Genomic DNA, 18,196 nt, shown 5'->3' with positions numbered 1-18,196 from the left:
AGATCGTCCGGTGTCCGTCGAATCACGAAAGTATGGAGGGCCAGTGAGCCAGGAACGTAGAACCGCAATTGTCACGGGTGCAGCACGCGGAATCGGTGCGGCAGTAGCGAAGCGACTGTCGGAAGACGGTTTTGCCGTCGCCGTGCTCGACCTCGACGAAGCGGCGTGTGCCGGAACCGTCGACGCGATCAAGGCCGCAGGCGGACAGGCACTGGCCGTCGGCGCTGACGTCTCCGACGAGGCTTCGGTCGCTGCAGCAGTGGATCGTGTTGCCGCAGAACTGGGTGCACCTACCGTGCTGATCAACAATGCCGGCATCACTCGCGACAACCTTCTGTTCAAGATGAGCGTTGCCGAGTGGGATTCGGTGATGAACGTCCACCTGCGCGGAGCGTTCCTCATGTCGCGTGCGGTGCAGAAGTACATGGTGGAAGCGAAGTTCGGCCGCATCGTGAACCTCTCGAGCACGTCGGCTCTCGGCAACCGCGGACAGGTCAACTACTCCGCGGCGAAGGCCGGAATGCAGGGCTTCACCAAGACATTGGCCTTCGAGCTGGGCAAGTTCGGCGTGACCGCGAACGCTATTGCCCCCGGATTCATCGAAACCGAGATGACCGCCGCAACGGCCGAGCGCATGGGCGTCGGCTTCGAGGACTTCAAGACCGCTGCCGCTTCGCAGATTCCGGTCAATCGCGTCGGACAGCCCGAGGACATCGCGCACACCGCGTCGTTCTTTGTCAGCGAAGGCGCAGGCTTTGTTTCCGGTCAGGTCGTCTACGTCGCCGGTGGACCGAAGGACTGACCGTCCGCTCACCGCTCGAACCGAAGGAATGGGCATGGCTTTCGACGAAGAGGCAGTATCGCGTGATCTCACCGAAAAGGTGAACACGCTTCTCGCGGAGAATGATCCGAACAGCGTGTCGGTATCGGACTTCCTCGGCGCACGATTCGACGCCGGACTGGCGTGGGTTCATTTCCCCGAAGGTCATGGGGGACTCGGTGTACCGCAGAGCTTTCAGCGTCAGGTGAACGCTCAGCTGGAGGCCGCCGGTGCACCGGGCCCGGCCACCGGCAAGAACGGGATCGGACTGGGCATGGCGGCACCGACCATCGCTGCCTTCGGCACCGAGGAGCAGAAGCAGAAGTTCCTGCGCCCGTTGTGGACTGCGGAGACGGTCTACTGCCAGCTGTTCAGTGAACCGGGCGCAGGTTCGGACCTCGCGGCCGTCGCTACCCGCGCCGTCCGCGACGGCGACGACTGGATAGTCAACGGGCAGAAGGTATGGACGTCGGGCGCGCAGAATGCGCAGCTGGCGATTCTCGTGGCCAGGACCGATCCGTCACGTTCCAAGCATGCGGGTCTGAGCTACTTCATCTGCGACATGACCGATCCGGGCGTCGATGTCCGGCCGCTGCGTCAGATCACCGGCGAGGCCGAATTCAACGAGGTATTCCTCACGGACGTCAGGATTCCGGACGCCAATCGCCTCGGAGCCGAAGGCCAGGGGTGGAAGGTTGCGACCACCACCCTGAACAACGAGCGTGTTGCCATCGGTTCGGGCGCACCGCGTGAGGGAGGCATGATCGGAAAGGTCGCTCAGGCCTGGCGTGACGAGCCCGAGCTGCGTAACCCGGCGATGCACGACGAGTTGATGCGACTCTGGACCGAATCCGAAGTTGCGCGTCTGACCGGTGAGCGACTGCGCCAGCAGCTCGCCGCCGGCCAGCCCGGCCCCGAAGGCTCGGGAATGAAGCTCGCGTTTGCCGGTTTGGCTCAGCAGATTTCGGGTTTCGACCTCGAGCTGCACGGCGAAGCCGGTCTGCGCTACGACGACTGGACGCTGCGTCGACCGGATTCCGTCGACTTCACCGGGCGTGAACCCGGATACCGGTACCTGCGAGCCAAGGGCAATTCGATCGAGGGCGGAACGTCGGAGATCCTGCGCAACGTCATCGCAGAACGTGTACTCGGGTTGCCGCCCGAGCATCGCGTCGACAAGGACATCGCCTGGAAGGACTTACCCCGATGAGCGCCGATCTGTTGTACTCCGAGACCGAACAAGATCTGCGAGCCAGCGTCAGACGACTGCTGAGCGAGCGTGCCGGTGCCGACACCGTGGTCACGGCGTACGACGACGTGTCCGCCGACTTCACCGGGCTGTGGAAGTCGCTGGCGTCGGAACTCGGTTTGGCGGGACTGCTGGTACCCGAGGAGTTGGGCGGGGCAGGTGCGTCGACGCGTGAGGCGGCGGTCGTGATGGAGGAGATCGGACGTGCGGTCGCTCCCGTTCCGTTCTTCACCAGCGCGGTGCTGGCGACGACGGCGTTGCTGAAGGCCGGCGAGACCGAGGTGCTCGGTCAATTGGCAGCGGGGGATTCGACGGCTGCTCTGGTCGTCCCGTTGTCCACTGCACCAGGAACTTTCACACCTACTGTCAAGGCAACGGCGAGTGGACTCGTCGGCAGCGTCACGACGGTTGCCGGCGTCGCCGAGTCCGATGTTCTTGTTGTTCCGGTTGCCGGTGAGAGCGGCCTGGAGCTGCACACCGTTCGGATCGCCGACGCTACCGTCACGCCGGTTCTGTCCCTGGACATGACGCGCCGATTGGCGGACGTCGAGTTCTCGGGTTCGTCGTCGGTCCGTGTCGACAGCGGCAATGCGGCGCAAGCGGTTGAGGAAGCGTTGCTCTGCGGAAGCGCACTTCTGGCGTCCGAACAGTTCGCTGTAGCTCAGTGGTGCCTCGAAACGACTCTCGCGTATGTGAAGGAGCGCAAGCAGTTCGGCCGGGCGATCGGTTCGTACCAGGCGATCAAGCACCGCCTCGCCGATCTCTGGCTCGAAGTCAGCTCTTCGGGCGCGGCAGCACGCTATGCGGCGGACACCTATTCACGCGGCGACGCCGATGCGGCGATCGCAGCGACGGTGGCCCAGGCATTCTGCAGCGGCGTCGCGGTTCATGCTGCGGAGGAGTGCGTCCAACTTCATGGTGGTATCGGAATGACGTGGGAGTATCCGGCGCACCTGTACCTCAAACGGGCGAAGAGCGATCAGCTGTCGCTGGGAACCGCGTATCAGCATCGGGCACGCCTCGCCGAGTTGGTCGACCTCCCGATCTCGTCCTGAAACTCACCCACTATCTGTCTGGAGAATTGCTGTGAAGGCTTGGCGCGTCAACGAACTCGGTCAACCCCGCGATGTGCTCGCGTTGGAGGAGACCGCGGATCCCACCCCGAATGCGACGGAGATGTTGGTCAAGGTGCTGGCGGCTCCGGCCAACTTCCCCGACGTCCTCATGTGCCGGGGTGAGTACCAGATCAAGCCGCCGCTGCCCTTCACACCCGGTGTCGAACTGTGTGGTGAAGTGGTCTCGGTCGGTGAATCGGTGACCAAATTCGCAGTGGGGGACCGGGTGATCGGTAATCCGAGTCTGCCGTCCGGCGGATTCGCCGAGTACTCGGTACTGGATCAGAACAACACGTTCCCGGCGCCGTCGGCTCTCGACGACGCGGAAGCATCCGCTCTGAGCATCGGCTATCAGACAGCGTGGTTCGCTCTGCATCGCCGCACCCAACTGCTCGAGGGTGAGACGTTGTTGGTCCACGCTGCTGCGGGTGGTGTCGGTAGTGCGGCAGTGCAACTCGGCAAGGCGGCGGGCGCCAAGGTGATCGGTGTCGTCGGCGGTCCGGACAAGGCCGAGTACGCGCGCAAGCTCGGCGCAGACCTCGTCGTAGACCGTCACAGTGAGGACTTCGTGGCAGCGGTCAAGGAGTTCACCGGCGGCAAGGGCGCCGACGTGGTCTTCGATCCGGTCGGCGGCGACGCATACGCGAAGTCCACCAAGTGCATCGCCTTCGAGGGACGGATCGTCATCATCGGCTTCGCCGGTGGCACGATCCCGCAGCCGGCACTCAATCACGCTCTCATCAAGAACTATTCGATCATCGGACTGCACTGGGGGCTGTACAAGGCCTACAACCAGCAGGCCATCGACGACTGCCACGTCGAGCTCACCAGGCTCGCCGATGCCGGCTTGGTCAAACCACTGATCAGTGAGCGGCTGTCGTTGACGGACGTTGCCGACGGTATCGGTCGCCTCGGCGACGGCACCACGGTCGGTCGCGTCGTGTTCCAGCCCTGATTCTTGCTGTGCGCCTTTATTAACCTCCGGCGGTTAATAAAGGCGCACAGCACTTCGTGTTCGACGAAAGGTTTCCCCGATGAGGCAAGCTGTCATCGTTTCCACCGCCCGTACCCCGATCGGTAAGGCGTACCGCGGCGCGTTCAACAACACTCAGGCTCAAGAGCTTGCTGCACATGCCATTTCGAATGCAGTTCAGCGCGCGGGCCTCGAGGGCGGCGAGGTCGAGGACGTCATCCTCGGCGCTGCGCTGCAGCAGGGATCTTCCGGCGGCAACGTCGCACGGCAAGCGGTGCTGCGGGCCGGGCTTCCGGACTCGGTTTCCGGAATGACGATCGATCGTCAGTGCTCGTCCGGGCTCATGGCCATCGCGACCGCAGCAAAGCAGATCGTGGACGACGGAATGCAGATCGCGGTCGGCGGCGGAGTCGAATCGATCTCGTTGGTCCAGAACGATCACATGAACAACTTCCGCGCGGCTGATCCGTGGCTTAAGGAAAACAAGCCGTCGATCTACATGCCGATGCTGCACACGGCCGAGATCGTCGCCGAGCGCTACGGAGTCACCCGCGAGCAGCAGGACGAGTTCGCGCTCGTCTCCCAGCAGCGGACCGCAGCGGCCCAGGACGCAGGTCGGTTCGATCTCGAGATCGTCCCGCTGCCCTCGATCAAGCAGGTGCAGGACAAGGAGACGGGTGAGATCCGCAGCGAGTCCGTGACGCTGACCCGCGACGAAGGCAACCGCGCTTCCACCACGTTGGAAGGGCTGTCGAGTCTGCGACCGGTTCTGGCCGACGGGACTGTCAGTGCTCATTCGTCCATCACTGCGGGCAACTCGTCTCAGCTCTCCGACGGCGCTTCGGCGTCGGTGCTGATGGAGGCAGGCGAGGCGGAACGCCGCGGGTTGGCGCCTCTCGGTATCTACCGTGGCATGGCTGTCGCGGGTTGCGCTCCCGACGAGATGGGCATCGGACCGGTGTTCGCGATTCCGCGTCTGCTGGATCTTCACGGCCTGAAGGTCGACGACATCGATCTCTGGGAACTCAACGAGGCCTTCGCCTCTCAGGCCCTGTACTGCCGCGACAAGCTCGGGATCGATCCCGAGAAGTACAACGTCGACGGTGGCGGTATCTCCGTCGGCCATCCGTACGGAATGACGGGGGCTCGTCTGGTCGGCCATGCTCTTCTTGAAGGAAAACGGCGCGGAGCCAAGCTCGTGGTGGTGACCATGTGCATCGGCGGCGGTATGGGTGCTGCCGGGCTTTTCGAGGTCGCATGAGCTTGATCGAGGGACTGTTCGACGTCAGTAGCAAGACCGTTGTGGTCACCGGTGGATCACGCGGCATCGGATACATGATCGCTCGCGGGTTTGTCGAAGGCGGAGCGACGGTCGTCATTTCGGCCCGAAAGGCCGAAGCCTGTGACGAAGCCGCGCGAGAGCTTTCGGAGTTCGGCACCTGCATTTCGCATCCGGCCGATCTGTCCACGGACGAGGGGGTCGAGAGCCTCGCTGCGAAGGTCGCTGAGATTTCGCCGACGCTCGACGTACTGGTCAACAACGCCGGTGCCACGTGGGGAGCTCCCGTCGACTATTTTCCGGCCGCAGGCTTCGACAAGATTTTCGACATCAATGTCAAGGCAATCTTCCTCCTGACGCAGAAGCTGTTGCCGCAGTTGCGGTCTGCAGCCACGGCGGAAGATCCCGTGCGCGTGATCAATATCGGATCGATCGACGGACTCGTGGTGTCGGGTTCGGAGAACTTCTCGTACGGAGCCAGTAAGGCTGCGGTGCACATGTTGACGCGCAAGCTCGCGGCAACGCTTGCGGGGGAACAGATCACGGTCAATGCCATTGCGCCGGGCCCGTTCCCGTCGAAGATGATGGCATTCCTCCTCGAGGACGAACAGAGTGCAAAGGCTGTGGCGGACTCGGTCCCGTTGGGCCGGGTCGGAACTCCCCAGGATGCCGCAGGTCTTGCCATCTTCCTGGCTTCACGTGCCGGGGCTTATCTGACCGGCGCGGTGATTCCACTCGACGGCGGTGCGAGCGGAGCGCGCTGACCTACTGACTGATCTTCTCTGTCCGAAAAGGCCTGAAAGTCTGAACTACTATGACTTTCAGGCCTTTTCGCGTCTTTGTCTGATTGGGTTATCTGTGACTGCAGTTGCTAGATTGTCCGAGGTTCGGGGGGAACGACGACGACAACACCAAAAATCCCGGCCATGGGGGAGTCATGTTTCGCGCGGGGAGATCGTTGGGGGTGTTCGGGGTAGTTGCTGCTCTGGCAGCTGCTGCCGTCACGGCGGTGGCTTCGCCGGCGATGGCTGCGCCGGGCTGCGTCGGAGTCAGTGGCGTTGGTAGTAGCGGTGGTCCGGCCAATGCGGCGCCGTGGCTCAACGGCAACACCGGAGGGTTGCCAGGTCTATCCGGTCGTACTACCGCGATCGAAAAGGTCACCGGCACATACAGTCCCAACAAGACCGTTGATCGCTTCAATGTCCTGGGTACCGACCTGGGCATCATGTGGGACAACGGTGCGGGGCAGATTCTGACCGCTTTCGGCGATACCACCGGGCTCAGTCGTAACCCCGGCTGCGACGGTTTGGTGGGCGAGTGGCGAAGCAATGTACTCTTCCGCAGCTCGGATCGGGTACTGGCCGACGGTATGCGCATCGACAGCGCGCCGATGGACGGCACAGCTCAGGCGCGTGAGATCATTTCCGGTCTGAAGATTCCGGGTGTCGAGGCCTCCAGCATCCCCACGAGCGGCATCGCAGTGAACGGTGTGCAGTATCTGAGCTACATGTCGGTGCGTAACTGGGGCGAGGCCGGGCAGTGGAGCACGAACTACTCGCAGATTGCCACCTCCTCGGACAACGGCGAAACGTGGACCACTCGTCCGGAAACTCTGCGCCCCAACATCGGTGGGGTTCTTCCCGCGGGTGTCGCCCCCGTCGCCGGTAGCGAGAACTTCCAGATGAGCTCGATGGTGAAGGACGGCGGGTTCGTCTACAACTACGGAACCCCCGCGGGACGATCCGGCGAGGTTCGACTTTCTCGCGTGCCCGAGGGGGCGATCCCCGATCTTTCCGCCTACGAGTACTGGAACGGAAACGGCTGGATCCTTGCCGATCCCGCTGCGGCCGTACCCGTCATGGACGGCCGCAGCGGTGAGGTCTCCGTTCAGTACAACGAGTTCCTCGGCAAGTTCGTGGCGATGTACGCCGACGCGTTCAGTTCGATCGTGATGCGAACCGCTCCCAGTCCGGTCGGTCCGTGGACGGCACCGGAGACACTGGTCAATCTGGTCGAGGTTCCCGGTATCTACGCCGCATACATCCACCCGTGGTCCAGTGGTTCGGATCTGTACTTCCTTGCCACCACGTGGGCCGACTACAACGTCATGTTGATGCGTACGACGCTCGTTCGCTGATCCGGCTCACGCTTGCGTTTGCTGGAGGTACACGATCTCCTCGGTGATCGGCGCGTCGTCATCGGCGTCGGTCGGCGGTTCTTGTCGGCGGCGCCACCAGATGGTGAACAGGACGGCTCCGATCACCAAGGCAGCCAGAGCGATTACCGCCACCCAGAATTTCGGGCCGTAGTATCCGACAAGGACCATGCGCATGGCGTTGCGCGCCCACGTGAGTGGCATCAGAGCGTGCAGCCACTGCAGAACCGTCGGCATCTGTTCGATGGGGTATACCGCGCCGAAGGCGAAGATCTGAATCATCAAGGCGCCCAAAGCGATGAAGGTTCCGTTGACGGCACCGAACACAACGGTGAAGAGCCTGCCCGAGCTGACCGCGGCGGCACCCACCAGGATCATCACTGCGATCATCGCCAGAACACTAGGTGGTTCGACGTTTGCCACGGTCAGTGACACCACCGACAACACGAGCGCCGCGACCAAGGTGACCAGGGCGGGAATGCGGTAGCGGCGCAGCCCCTCACGTACCACGCTGGTGTGCGAGTTCAGTGAACGTCCGCGTCGTGGGCGGACGACGAACCACGTGAGAATTCCGCACAGGAACAGTGCCACCGAGATCACGGCAGGTACGGCTCCCGGCCCGAAACCGGCTGCGGGATAGTTGTTCCGCGCGTCGACGGCAACCGGGGAAGAGAGGAGATTGGCCGTGGTGGCGCGCTCGTCGTCCGTGAACTGCGGTACCTGGGCGGCACCGTCGGACAAACCGGTGGCGAGTTCCGCGCTGCCCGCGTCGAGCTCGCCGACGCCGGCCGATAGCTGCCCGAGACCGTCACGGAGCGCAATACTTCCAGTGTCCAACTGCCCCAGCCCGGTGGAGAGTTCCTGTGCACCGGTAGCGAGTTGGCCTGCGCCGTCGGACAGTTGGCCCAGGCCGGTGTTGAGTTCACCTGCACCGGCCGCGGCGGCAAGGAGCCCACCACGGTAGTCGCTGCTCGGATCAGTGAGCTGCCGCGAGATTTCCCGCGCGCCGTCGCGAAGCTGACCGAGCTGACCGATCACGTCGTCGTCCGAGGGTTGTGCAGTCAGGGAAGCCCGCAGTCCACCCAGGGCTTCGACGAGTCCGGCGGAGACCGGATCGGCCGAGTTTCGAAGCATCGACGTGAGGGCGTCGATCTGACCGACGACGGCGTCCGAGGACCCCGCGAGGTCGAGTACCGGGGTGGTGACCATGTCGACCACTTCGCTGATCTGACGGGCGCCTGCGCCGAGTTCGTCGGTTCCCCCGACCAACTGGTTGAGTCCGCTGCTCAGCTCGCCCGAGCCTGCAGCAGCTTCGCCAGCTCCGGCAGCCAGCTCGCCGGCTCCGGCGGCCAGCTCCTTGCCGCCCTGATTTGCTTCGCCCATGCCGGTGGCGAGTTCCTTGCTTCCAGCGTAGAGCTCGTTGGTTCCGGCAAGCGCTTCGGAGGATCCGTCGGACAGCTGTTGCGCTCCTGCTGCTGCTTCACCGAATCCTGTTCCGAGTTCACCCAACCCGACCAGCACCTGGTCGATGGACTGCTCGCCGATCGACTCGGAGACCGCCGAGCGCACTTGAGCGATGATGCTTTCACCGACCGGGCCGGCGACCAGACTGTTGTAGTCGTTGTACAAGACGTCGAGTTCGGCCTTGCTGCCCGAACCCGATGCGGCACTGGCCACATCCGCGCTGAAAGTTTTCGGAATGACGACCGAGAAGTAATAGGTGCCGTCGTTGACGCCGTCGGCGGCTTCCTGTTCCGAGACGACCTTCCATGCAACGTCTCCGCTCTCGACGAGCGCGGCAACAACTTCATCGCCGGCTTGCAGACGTGTTCCGTCGAGTTCTGTGCCCGCATCGGCGTTGACGATGGCGACGGGCAAGCGGTTGACCGTGTCGCCCGGATCCCACAGTGCCCACATGTAGAACGCCGCAATCGACAGCGGTGCGATGACGAGGACAGCGAGAACTGTCCGGATGATGTGCGTTCGTCGCGTCGTGGCCGCGTTGTCGACTACGGGTTGTGGCGCCATGTGGAGCTCTCTTCTCGTGGACCGAAGCAGGTGTGGCACGAAAGGAAGCCACCAAAACTGCTGGACATACGTCCAGCTCGGTCACGATACAAAGCTAACGGCCATCCTGTGACCGTTTTCGAAGAATTGGGCGTTATCGGCCGCCGTGCTCTGCCTCGATCTTTGCCCACTCCCACCCTCGGAAGTTGGCCAGACGAAGCTCCTCTGCTTCGTCGAAGGTGTACCACTCGGTGCTCGGCGCATCAGGGAGAGTGCCGCGCAAGTATTCGCCCAGGTAGTGAAGTGGGCCTTCCCAGCCGGTTCCGACGCCGTAGCAGCCGGTGTCCGGGTCGTTCCGGAAGACATCGGCGACGGAGGCGTGCTCCAACTCGAGCCAGGTGGCGTCGGGGCCGTCTGCAGTCAGCCGGATCTCGACCTGATCGCTGTATCCGCGATCGCCGGGCGGTGTCCACTGCAGTCGCAGCAGGTGTGGGGCGTCGCAGGCCAGGATCTCGCCACTTGCCTGGCCTTCGAAGGCGTACGAGCCGCCCACCTGGAAGTCTCCGCTCACCGGAAGGAAGAAACGGTTGATGCGGTCAGGGGTCGTGATGGCGTCCCAGACGTCGTCGACCGACGCGTTGTAGCGGCGCTTGAGTACGGCTGTTCGAGCCGAACCTTCGGCGATCTCGCGGTTGCCCATGCTCCGCTCTACCGCGGTGAGGCTGGTGTCCTGGTTCGCGATCTCGGTCATTGTGAGTCTCCTTCGTCGGAAGAATTCGGTTGTGAAGATCTGCTCCGCTTCGAGCCGCGTCGTTTCCCGCGTGCGAGTTCTGTGGCCAATGCGTCGAGAGGACCGCTCCAGAACTGCCGGAATCCGTCGAGCCATTGGTCCACTTCTTGCAATGGCGCGGGCTCGACGGCATAGAGACGCCTGGTGCCTTCGCTGCGGACGGTGGCGAATCCGTTTTCTCGGAGCACTCGCAGGTGCCCGGACGCGGTCGGTTGCGAGATTCCGAACTCCGCTGCCACGACTTCGGCGATCTGACCCGCCGAGCGCTCGCCGCTGGACAGGAGTTCCATGATTCTTCGCCGAACTGGGTCTCCGAGAACGTCGAACGCATGCACCAGTCATTTATATCGGCAATGGCCAATATAGGCAAGCGCCGAAACTTGTATTCGGGCGTCGGTCAGTCCGAGAGCGCGAACTCGTCGGCGTCGAAGAGTTCACCGATCAGCCCGCCGAGATGGCGTCGATGTTCGGCCGACAGTGTCGCTGCCGCCTCGGCATCGTGGTCTGCGCACAGCTCGATCAGCTTGTTGTGATGGTCGACGGAGTCCTGGCTGCCGAGAAGGCTCGAGAACTTGCGGTAGTAGATGCGGTGAATTTGTGGGTGAACCTGGTGAATCAGCTTCTTCAACAGCGGATTTGCCGCAGCGTCGATGATGACGCTGTGTAGGCGATCGTCTGCGGTCAGGGCTCGGCCTATGTCGTTTCGTTTGACGGCGGCAGCGAAGTCCTTGTTGGCCGAACGCATCGCCCCGATCATCTCGTCGGTGAGATTCGGTACAGCGGTGACGACGGCCAGTTGGTCGAGAGCTTCGATGACTGCGAGTGTTGTCTCGACGTCGCCGCGGTCGAGGGTGGTGATGCGCGTGTACGCACCAGGTTTCGCTTCCACGAGTCCGGTGTCGACCAGCCTTGCGAGCGCTTCGCGGACCGGAGTTCTGCTCAAGCCCAGATACTCGGCGAGTTCGCTGTCCTTGATCTTCGAGCCCGGCGCCAGTTCACCGGTGACGATCGCTTCGCGAATGCGTTCGAGAGCGATGTCGCTCATTCGTGCTCGCTCAACCGGTTTACCGCCACGCAACATACTGGATATCGTACTCTGCAGCCTCCCTGCTGCAGGTCAGCCCGAAACGACCATCGAAGGGTGTCTCCGGGCATCCGCAACCCGCCGGAGCAGAGCGCGGGCGAGAATTGTTGCCGGATCGATGATCTGACAGGTTGTGGCGTCGGCGGGCAGTCCGAGCGGAATCTCGGTGCACCCGGCCACGACGACCTGCGCGCCCGATTCGACGAGAAGATCAGCGGCCCTGACGAGCTTGTCGGTGGTCTCGTCTCCGACGTTGCCGCTCTTGATTGCTCGGATCGCCGGCATCACCAGTTCGTCCTGGATCGCAGGTCCGGGCACCAGGACGTCGATCGAGTATTCCGACAGCCATTGTTGATACAACCCGGTGCGGACCGTCCCCGTGGTGGCCAATAGTCCGACGGATGTGACGGCGGGTGAGAGCGTCCGGATGTGCCGAGCGACTTCGTCGATCATGTGGACGACGGGAAGTCCCAGTTGGGACGAGATGGCGGGCAGGAAGGCGTGGGCGGTATTGCATGGGATGGCGAGCGTCGTCGCGCCCGACTCTCGGAGAACGCGCGCACCGCGGATCAGCCACGGAGTGGGGTCAGGGCCGTTCTCGGTGAGTGCCAATGTCCGGTCGGGAACGGTGGGATCGGCCCAGATGACAACTTTGGGGTGCTCCTGATCCGTCGAACCTGGTGTCAGCGCAACGAGTTTGGAGTAAAAGTCGGCAGTAGCGGCGGGCCCCATGCCTCCGAGTATTCCGATGACGGGGTCGCTCATGGACGCCGGAGAGCTGGCGCTCTGCCGTATTCGTGGCACCTTCATGCTGCAATCCAACCTTTCGCATCCAATATATTGGATACTCGTAATGTTGACTACAGTGAAGGAGGTCGGAGGTAGTTGTCAAGTAAGGCGCAGTGTTCCCGGAATTGCGAAGTTCGAGAACTCAGCCGATCAGCAGGGGTTCGGTTCGCCGATCTTCACGGCCGAGAGCACGGCTTCGATTTCCCCGAAAGGACTTCCGGCAGAGGGTGTCTGATCGACGACAATCCAGTTGGAATCGACCAGTTGGCGTCGACCCGCGCCGGTTGCGTCAGCACTTCTGGAGAAGAAGACTCCGGCCGACTGAATGGTGTCCTGTGCGTCTTGAAGATTCATGCACACGACGTTGGGCATGACCGCGGGAGCTGCAGCGGGCGTCACTTCCGCGGCGACTGGGGTCGTGGCCAGTGGAGAATTCGTCGTACCGATCACCGAGGTGGTCAATGGAGCCTGAGTCGTCGTGGGTTGAGTTGTCGAGGTTGCAGTGGTGGTCGCGGTGGATGTTGATTCGGCCTCGCTGTCGGTGCTTGTTCCTGAGCACGCGGCAAGTGACGCCAAGGCGAATGCGCTGAGTCCGATGCGAACGGCAGTTGAGGGCGGGCGAATCGATGTCGAAAAGTGGTGTGGTGCGCGCACAGACGTTCCTTGTCGGTAAAGGGGCGATGAAAGCGGAGATTCGAGCGCAGAGCACATCCGACGCCGTCGATGTGCCTTATGTCGAATAGAACCATAGGCTTTCGGCACCGGATTCGAGAGGAATTGCCTACATGCATTTTCTGGAACTACGACACGCGCAGTGTGAACCCCCAGCGGCGTATTCGCCTGTCCTGGAGAGCTACGGAGACGTGCAGACTGTTCTTCTGGGCACCGACCCGCTTCCGGCACATCGACGGTTCGACGCCGTGATCGTGATGGGCGGGCCGATGGGCGTCGGCGATCAGGGCGAGGTCGAGTGGTTGGCATCCGAGATCGAATACATTCGCGATCTGGTCGAGAGCGACGTCCCGGTGTGGGGAGTGTGTCTGGGTTCGCAGTTGCTCGCCGCGGCGCTGGGTGCTCGCGTCTACACGGGCGCTGTGCCTGAAGTCGGAGTTGAGGAGATCACCTTGACTGTCGAGGGCCGGCAAGATCCCGTGTGGGGAGATCTGCCCTCCACATTTCCTGCAATGCAATGGCATTCGGATACCTTCGACATTCCGAACGGCGCGGTGCGGCTCGCTGGTTCAGCCAAGTATCCGAATCAACTCTTCCGATACAAGCAGAGTTACGCCGTTCAGTTTCACCTCGAAGCGTCCTCCGCGGTGGCGCGCGAGTGGATGGAACTGGCCGAGTACCGCGATTCGCTGCATGCTTCGCTGGGAGCGGACGGTCCGCGCATCTTCATGCAGCAGTTGAGTGCAGCCGAGTCGCAGGGGCTCGAGATTGCCGCAGCCGTGATGGAGAAATGGTTGAAATCCATCTCCACCGAATAAGCCCGTTTTGTCCTGATTGACCGATTTACCTGTTACCTTGTGTTCTCGTGGGTGGATGAACCGATCCGGTCGAGCAACACACCTCGTAGAGTCCGGATCTCCCCCGCGAAAGGGGAGCGATGCGCCGGATGCGGAAGATATCGACAGCAGCAGTGACGTGTGTACTCGCGTCGACCGCGGTCTTGGGGGCGACCCAGGCCAATGCATCCCCGTGGGATTGCAATGTCACCGGGAGCTTGGATCAATCAGGTGGGCCGACCAATCCGATTCCCTGGCTCAACGGCACGGATGGCAAACTGCCGGAATTGCAAGGCCGCACCTCGGCGGTCGAGTACATCACGGGCGCGCTGAGCCCCAACCAAACCGTCGAGCGGTTCAACGTTCTCGGCACGGATCTGGGCATCATGTGGGACAACGGCGCAGGTCAGGTCCTGACAGCTTTCGGTGACACCGTCGGTATCGGATCTGACCCTCTGTGCTCCGGGGTGGTCGGCGACTGGCGCAGCAACGTCCTGTTCCGTAGCTCGGACGGAAATCTGTCCGACGGCATGAACATCGACTCCTCACCGACCGACCGACCGAATCACTCGCGCGAGATCATCGGAAGTCTGAAAGTCACCGGCGTCGAAACCAGCAGTATTCCGACGACGGGTATCTCCGTGGGCGGCGTTCAGTACGTCAACTACATGTCGATACGTTCGTGGGGAGGGTCGGGCGAGTGGGTCACCAACTTCTCGCAGATCGCGTCCTCGCACGACAACGGTGAGACCTGGCAGATCGAACCGGCCTCGTCCCGGCCCAATCTGCCGTTGACAGGTAACGACAACTTCCAGATGGGGTCCTTCGTCAAAGACGGTGGTTACGTCTACAACTTCGGCACCCCCGCCGGACGCTTTGGCGAGGGGCGTCTCTCGCGAGTCAAGGAAGCCTCCATCGCGGACGTCGCGGCGTACGAATACTGGGACGGAAAGGCATGGGTCCCCAACAATCCTGCTGCCGCTGCAGTAGTTCTCGACGGGGATGTCAGCGAACTGTCGGTGCAGTACAACAACTATCTCGGAAAGTTCGTCGCGATGTACTCCAACGAGTGGGGAGCGCTGGTGCTGCGGACGGCCTCGGACCTGACCGGCCCGTGGAGCGCACCGGACGTCGTGATCGGCACCGACGAGGTTCCGGGACTCTACGGCGCGTACATGCACCCCTGGTCGCAGGGGCAGGACCTCTACTTTCTCGCCACCACGTGGTCCGACTACAACGTGATGCTCATGAAGACCACGCTGCACCAGTGAACCGGATGGTTATCGTTGAACAGTGAGCACCACCGACAATGCGCTACTGATCACCGCCCTTCGAGACGTGTTGGTGGGACCACTTCCCGAAATCGGCCGACGATTTTCGACGCTGATCGCGGACATGGCGCCGCACACCTCTCTGGTGATCTTCACCCGTGAGTGCACCGGTAGGCCGCGCAAGGTTGCCGGGGATCCAGCCGTCGTCGATCGTGTGACCATCGCCGAACTCGACCGTATCCGTACGGATCTCACTGTCGGACAGATATTTCGGGGAAAGTGCGCTATCGCCGGCCGAGACCGTGAAGTGCTCGCGATGCTCGATCGAACAGACACCCTACTCATGCTGACGCCGCACCCCGTACCGGTGAAGACAGCATCCCTCGAATTGATCCAGGCACTGTTCGCAGTGACTTCAACCGGAATTCAGCTCCAGGTCCGGAACGCGAGCCCGGCATATCTCGCCGAGTCGCGGGCAGCGTCGTCCGAGCGTGCACGCACCGTGGCAGAGATGACGGAGGTGCATGCGGCCACCCTCGAGACGATGCTGGCGACGCTGCGCTCGGCGGATCTCGACGACACACGTGCGCGAACCTCGGCCAGGGAGACTGCGGCCTCGGCTCTGATCGGCCTGCGTTCAGCCGTCGACGTGCACCGCGAGTTGGCCGAAGAGTCGACCACCACCGCTTTTGCGCGGATGCGTGGGGAATTGCGTTCGCTGCTCAAGCATCGGGAAATCGCGTTGGAGTTGGTGGAGCCACCCGTCGACGGGCGTGGGTTACCCGGTGAAGTGGCGCACGGCGCCCGCGCGGTCGTCCGCGGCGCGGTCTTGGCCTTGTCGGATCAGCAGACGCTCTCGCGAATCCGGGTGGCCTGGACCCTTGACGCGGCTTCGCTCTCGATCGACATCCGCGACGACGGTGGTGGTGAAGCCGACGTGATCGACGTGGAACGCCAATTACGTTCGAGGGTAGAGACTTTGGGTGGAACCGTCGAATCCGAGTCGACGCCCGGGTGGGGGAACCGGATCAGCGCAACCATCCCGCTCGACGCGCCCGTCGCCCTACCGAACCGCGACGTCCTGACGGAACTGGCTCCGCGGGAGTTCGAGGTACTCGAGCATCTGGTGGCCGGACGGCGCAACAAGGCAATCTCGGAGCGACTCGGCGTCAGTGAGAGCACAGTCAAGTTTCATGTTGCCGGGGTCCTGCGAAAATTGGGCGTCGAGAGTCGGGGTGCGGCGGCCGCCGCGGGCGCCGAGGCCGGCGTGAAGCCTGCACCCTAGTCCTTTCGGCCAGGTCGGTCAGTCAGTTCGACCAGGGTTGCGGGCACCTACTTCGGGCTAACCTTTCAACGAGTGCACATATCGCAATGTGAAAACACGGCGCCATGTGACGACACGTCCTCAATCGCACGAAGCCAGGAGCAAAGCCATGCCACAGCAGGTACGCGGCGTCATCGCCCGATCCAAGGGTGCCCCCGTCGAAATCGTCCCCATCACGATCCCCGATCCCGGCGCCAACGAGGTAGTGGTCGCCATTGCAGCGTGCGGTGTGTGCCACACCGACCTGACCTACCGCGACGGCGGAATCAACGACGAGTACCCGTTCCTGCTCGGGCACGAGGCGTCGGGCATCGTCGAGAGCGTCGGCCCCGGTGTCACTCACGTCGAGGTGGGCGACTTCGTCGTCCTCAACTGGCGTGCAGTATGCGGGCAGTGTCGTGCGTGTAAGCGTGGCCGCCCGCAGTACTGCTTCGACACGTTCAACGCCGAGCAGAAGATGACGCTCGAAGACGGCACCGAACTGACGCCGGCACTCGGCATCGGCGCATTCGCAGACAAGACGCTCGTTCACGAAGGCCAGTGCACCAAGGTCGACGCCTCGGCCGATCCGGCTGTCGTCGGACTGCTCGGTTGCGGCGTCATGGCCGGCATGGGTGCCGCGATGAACACCGGCAACGTCGGACGCGGTGATTCGGTGGCTGTGATCGGGTGTGGCGGCGTCGGCGACGCAGCGATCATGGGTTCACGCCTGGCCGGTGCCAATACCATCATCGCCATCGACCGGGATCCACGAAAGCTGGAGTGGGCCACGGAACTTGGTGCCACGCACACGATCAATGCGACCGAGGTCGACGACGTCGTCGAAGCAGTTCAGGAGCTGACCGGAGGTTTCGGCGCCGACGTGGTTGTCGACGCAGTCGGCCGTCCCGAGACCTGGAAGCAGGCGTTCTACGCCCGCGACCTCGCGGGAACCGTAGTGCTGGTGGGAGTTCCGACGCCGGACATGAAGCTGGAAATGCCGCTGGTGGACTTCTTCTCGCGCGGCGGAGCCCTCAAGTCGTCGTGGTACGGCGATTGCCTGCCCGAGCGTGACTTCCCCGTTCTGGTCGACCTGTACCAGCAGGGGCGTCTGCCGCTCGAGAAGTTCGTCAGCGAGCGCATCAAGCTCGACGAGGTCGAGAAGGCATTCGAGACGATGCACCGCGGCGAGGTTCTCCGTTCGGTGGTGGTCCTGTGACATTGCGAGTCGATCGCGTCGTCACCTCGGGCACGTTCAGCCTCGACGGCGGAACATGGGACGTCGACAACAACATCTGGCTGATCGGTGACGACAACGAAGTGGTGATCGTCGACGCAGCTCACACCGCGCAGCCGATCATCGACGCTGTCGGTGGACGCAAGGTGATCGGAATCGTCTGCACCCACGGCCACAACGACCACGTCACCGTTGCGCCGGAGCTGGCCGAGAAACTCGACGCTCCGATCTACCTGAACCCGGCCGACGATGTCCTCTGGGAGATGACTCACCCCGGGGTGAAGCATCTGAGCTTGGAAGATGATCAGCGTATTGCTGTGGCGGGTACGGACATTCTGGCCATCCACACACCGGGCCATTCCCCGGGGTCGACCTGCCTCTACCTGCCCGAGGCGGGGGAACTGTTCAGCGGCGACACCTTGTTCTCCGGTGGACCCGGCGCAACGGGGCGGTCGTACTCAGACTTCCCGACCATCATCGGGTCCATTCGCGACAAGCTGTTCGCGCTCCCCTCCGAGACCAAGGTTCACACCGGTCACGGCGACGGCACGACGATCGGTACCGAGGCGCCGCATCTCGAAGAATGGATCCGCGCCGGATCCTGATGTGATCGGAA

At 62.9% G+C, this 18,196-nt stretch carries 18 protein-coding genes; 12 read left to right on the top strand and 6 right to left on the bottom strand.

What is annotated here, in order from left to right; translation table 11 throughout:
* Window positions 1-43 precede the first annotated feature (43 nt).
* From fabG to AOT96_RS07600, 7 genes are all read left to right on the top strand, one after another.
* Window positions 44-802: a 3-oxoacyl-ACP reductase FabG gene (gene fabG / locus AOT96_RS07630; RefSeq protein ID WP_020909429.1), complete on the top strand. Its 759-nt coding sequence runs from the start codon at window positions 44-46 to the stop codon at window positions 800-802.
* Between the two features lie 34 nt (window positions 803-836).
* The gene (locus tag AOT96_RS07625; RefSeq protein WP_003943047.1) at window positions 837-2,030 is read left to right on the top strand and encodes an acyl-CoA dehydrogenase family protein; all 1,194 of its coding nucleotides are present in this window, start codon (window positions 837-839) and stop codon (window positions 2,028-2,030) included.
* Window positions 2,027-3,124 carry an acyl-CoA dehydrogenase family protein gene (locus AOT96_RS07620; protein WP_042921584.1) on the top strand — a complete coding sequence of 366 codons (1,098 nt, stop codon included), beginning with the start codon at window positions 2,027-2,029 and terminating at the stop codon, window positions 3,122-3,124. The genes AOT96_RS07625 and AOT96_RS07620 overlap by 4 nt, the downstream gene beginning before the upstream one ends.
* Window positions 3,125-3,155: 31 nt before the next feature.
* Complete coding sequence (locus tag AOT96_RS07615; protein WP_003943088.1) at window positions 3,156-4,139, top strand: NADPH:quinone oxidoreductase family protein; 984 nt, start codon at window positions 3,156-3,158, stop codon at window positions 4,137-4,139.
* A 79-nt stretch (window positions 4,140-4,218) separates the two neighbouring features.
* Window positions 4,219-5,418: an acetyl-CoA C-acyltransferase gene (locus AOT96_RS07610; protein WP_007730836.1), complete on the top strand. Its 1,200-nt coding sequence runs from the start codon at window positions 4,219-4,221 to the stop codon at window positions 5,416-5,418.
* Window positions 5,415-6,200 carry a RhlG family 3-oxoacyl-ACP reductase gene (locus tag AOT96_RS07605; protein WP_065351527.1) on the top strand — a complete coding sequence of 262 codons (786 nt, stop codon included), beginning with the start codon at window positions 5,415-5,417 and terminating at the stop codon, window positions 6,198-6,200. Before AOT96_RS07610 ends, AOT96_RS07605 begins: the two co-directional genes overlap by 4 nt.
* Window positions 6,201-6,373: 173 nt before the next feature.
* Window positions 6,374-7,573 carry a DUF4185 domain-containing protein gene (locus AOT96_RS07600; protein WP_065351526.1) on the top strand — a complete coding sequence of 400 codons (1,200 nt, stop codon included), beginning with the start codon at window positions 6,374-6,376 and terminating at the stop codon, window positions 7,571-7,573.
* Between the two features lie 6 nt (window positions 7,574-7,579).
* Here AOT96_RS07600 and AOT96_RS07595 read toward each other — a convergent pair whose 3' ends face one another.
* From AOT96_RS07595 to AOT96_RS07570, 6 genes are all read right to left on the bottom strand, one after another.
* A complete protein-coding gene (locus AOT96_RS07595) occupies window positions 7,580-9,619 on the bottom strand; it encodes a YhgE/Pip domain-containing protein (protein ID WP_065351525.1) in 2,040 nt (679 codons plus the stop codon).
* Between the two features lie 133 nt (window positions 9,620-9,752).
* On the bottom strand, window positions 9,753-10,349 hold the full coding sequence (locus tag AOT96_RS07590) for an SRPBCC family protein (RefSeq protein WP_065351524.1): 597 nt from the start codon (window positions 10,347-10,349) through the stop codon (window positions 9,753-9,755).
* Window positions 10,346-10,723: an ArsR/SmtB family transcription factor gene (locus tag AOT96_RS07585; protein WP_050655974.1), complete on the bottom strand. Its 378-nt coding sequence runs from the start codon at window positions 10,721-10,723 to the stop codon at window positions 10,346-10,348. Before AOT96_RS07585 ends, AOT96_RS07590 begins: the two co-directional genes overlap by 4 nt.
* Window positions 10,724-10,785: 62 nt before the next feature.
* Complete coding sequence (locus AOT96_RS07580; protein ID WP_065351523.1) at window positions 10,786-11,469, bottom strand: GntR family transcriptional regulator; 684 nt, start codon at window positions 11,467-11,469, stop codon at window positions 10,786-10,788.
* A gap of 36 nt (window positions 11,470-11,505) precedes the next feature.
* Window positions 11,506-12,282: an aspartate/glutamate racemase family protein gene (locus tag AOT96_RS07575; RefSeq protein ID WP_225320168.1), complete on the bottom strand. Its 777-nt coding sequence runs from the start codon at window positions 12,280-12,282 to the stop codon at window positions 11,506-11,508.
* Between the two features lie 129 nt (window positions 12,283-12,411).
* A complete protein-coding gene (locus AOT96_RS07570; protein ID WP_065351522.1) occupies window positions 12,412-12,915 on the bottom strand; it encodes a PASTA domain-containing protein in 504 nt (167 codons plus the stop codon).
* Window positions 12,916-13,124: 209 nt separating this feature from the next.
* Here AOT96_RS07570 and AOT96_RS07565 point away from each other — a divergent pair, with 209 nt between their 5' ends.
* From AOT96_RS07565 to AOT96_RS07545, 5 genes are all read left to right on the top strand, one after another.
* Window positions 13,125-13,751 (top strand): type 1 glutamine amidotransferase, encoded by a 627-nt coding sequence (locus AOT96_RS07565; RefSeq protein ID WP_007730853.1) that lies wholly within the window; start codon window positions 13,125-13,127, stop codon window positions 13,749-13,751.
* Window positions 13,752-13,870: 119 nt separating this feature from the next.
* The gene (locus AOT96_RS07560; RefSeq protein WP_064074987.1) at window positions 13,871-15,040 is read left to right on the top strand and encodes a DUF4185 domain-containing protein; all 1,170 of its coding nucleotides are present in this window, start codon (window positions 13,871-13,873) and stop codon (window positions 15,038-15,040) included.
* Window positions 15,041-15,062: 22 nt separating this feature from the next.
* The gene (locus AOT96_RS07555; protein ID WP_065351521.1) at window positions 15,063-16,325 is read left to right on the top strand and encodes a helix-turn-helix transcriptional regulator; all 1,263 of its coding nucleotides are present in this window, start codon (window positions 15,063-15,065) and stop codon (window positions 16,323-16,325) included.
* Window positions 16,326-16,473: 148 nt separating this feature from the next.
* Window positions 16,474-17,562, top strand: a complete 1,089-nt coding sequence (locus AOT96_RS07550) for an S-(hydroxymethyl)mycothiol dehydrogenase (RefSeq protein WP_007730860.1) — start codon at window positions 16,474-16,476, stop codon at window positions 17,560-17,562.
* Window positions 17,559-18,185, top strand: coding sequence for an MBL fold metallo-hydrolase (locus AOT96_RS07545; protein ID WP_065351520.1), 627 nt, complete (start codon window positions 17,559-17,561; stop codon window positions 18,183-18,185). The genes AOT96_RS07550 and AOT96_RS07545 overlap by 4 nt, the downstream gene beginning before the upstream one ends.
* The last annotated feature ends 11 nt before the right edge of the window (window positions 18,186-18,196 follow it).

This window comes from Rhodococcus sp. 008, assembly GCF_001682295.1.
Taxonomy (GTDB): Bacteria; Actinomycetota; Actinomycetes; order Mycobacteriales; family Mycobacteriaceae; genus Rhodococcus_F; species Rhodococcus_F qingshengii.
Note: the sequence above shows the minus strand (reverse complement) of the source record. Positions and strands in the feature narration are given on the sequence as shown.

Coding starts and splice junctions, on each gene's coding strand:
- AOT96_RS07620 (WP_042921584.1), top strand. CDS start 2,027: ATGAGCGCCGATCTGTTGTACTCCGAGACCGAACAAGATCTGCGAGCC.
- AOT96_RS07595 (WP_065351525.1), bottom strand. CDS start 9,619: ATGGCGCCACAACCCGTAGTCGACAACGCGGCCACGACGCGACGAACG.
- AOT96_RS07590 (WP_065351524.1), bottom strand. CDS start 10,349: ATGACCGAGATCGCGAACCAGGACACCAGCCTCACCGCGGTAGAGCGG.
- AOT96_RS07560 (WP_064074987.1), top strand. CDS start 13,871: ATGCGCCGGATGCGGAAGATATCGACAGCAGCAGTGACGTGTGTACTC.
- AOT96_RS07625 (WP_003943047.1), top strand. CDS start 837: ATGGCTTTCGACGAAGAGGCAGTATCGCGTGATCTCACCGAAAAGGTG.
- AOT96_RS07550 (WP_007730860.1), top strand. CDS start 16,474: ATGCCACAGCAGGTACGCGGCGTCATCGCCCGATCCAAGGGTGCCCCC.
- AOT96_RS07610 (WP_007730836.1), top strand. CDS start 4,219: ATGAGGCAAGCTGTCATCGTTTCCACCGCCCGTACCCCGATCGGTAAG.
- AOT96_RS07600 (WP_065351526.1), top strand. CDS start 6,374: ATGTTTCGCGCGGGGAGATCGTTGGGGGTGTTCGGGGTAGTTGCTGCT.
- AOT96_RS07605 (WP_065351527.1), top strand. CDS start 5,415: ATGAGCTTGATCGAGGGACTGTTCGACGTCAGTAGCAAGACCGTTGTG.
- AOT96_RS07575 (WP_225320168.1), bottom strand. CDS start 12,282: ATGAAGGTGCCACGAATACGGCAGAGCGCCAGCTCTCCGGCGTCCATG.
- AOT96_RS07580 (WP_065351523.1), bottom strand. CDS start 11,469: ATGTTGCGTGGCGGTAAACCGGTTGAGCGAGCACGAATGAGCGACATC.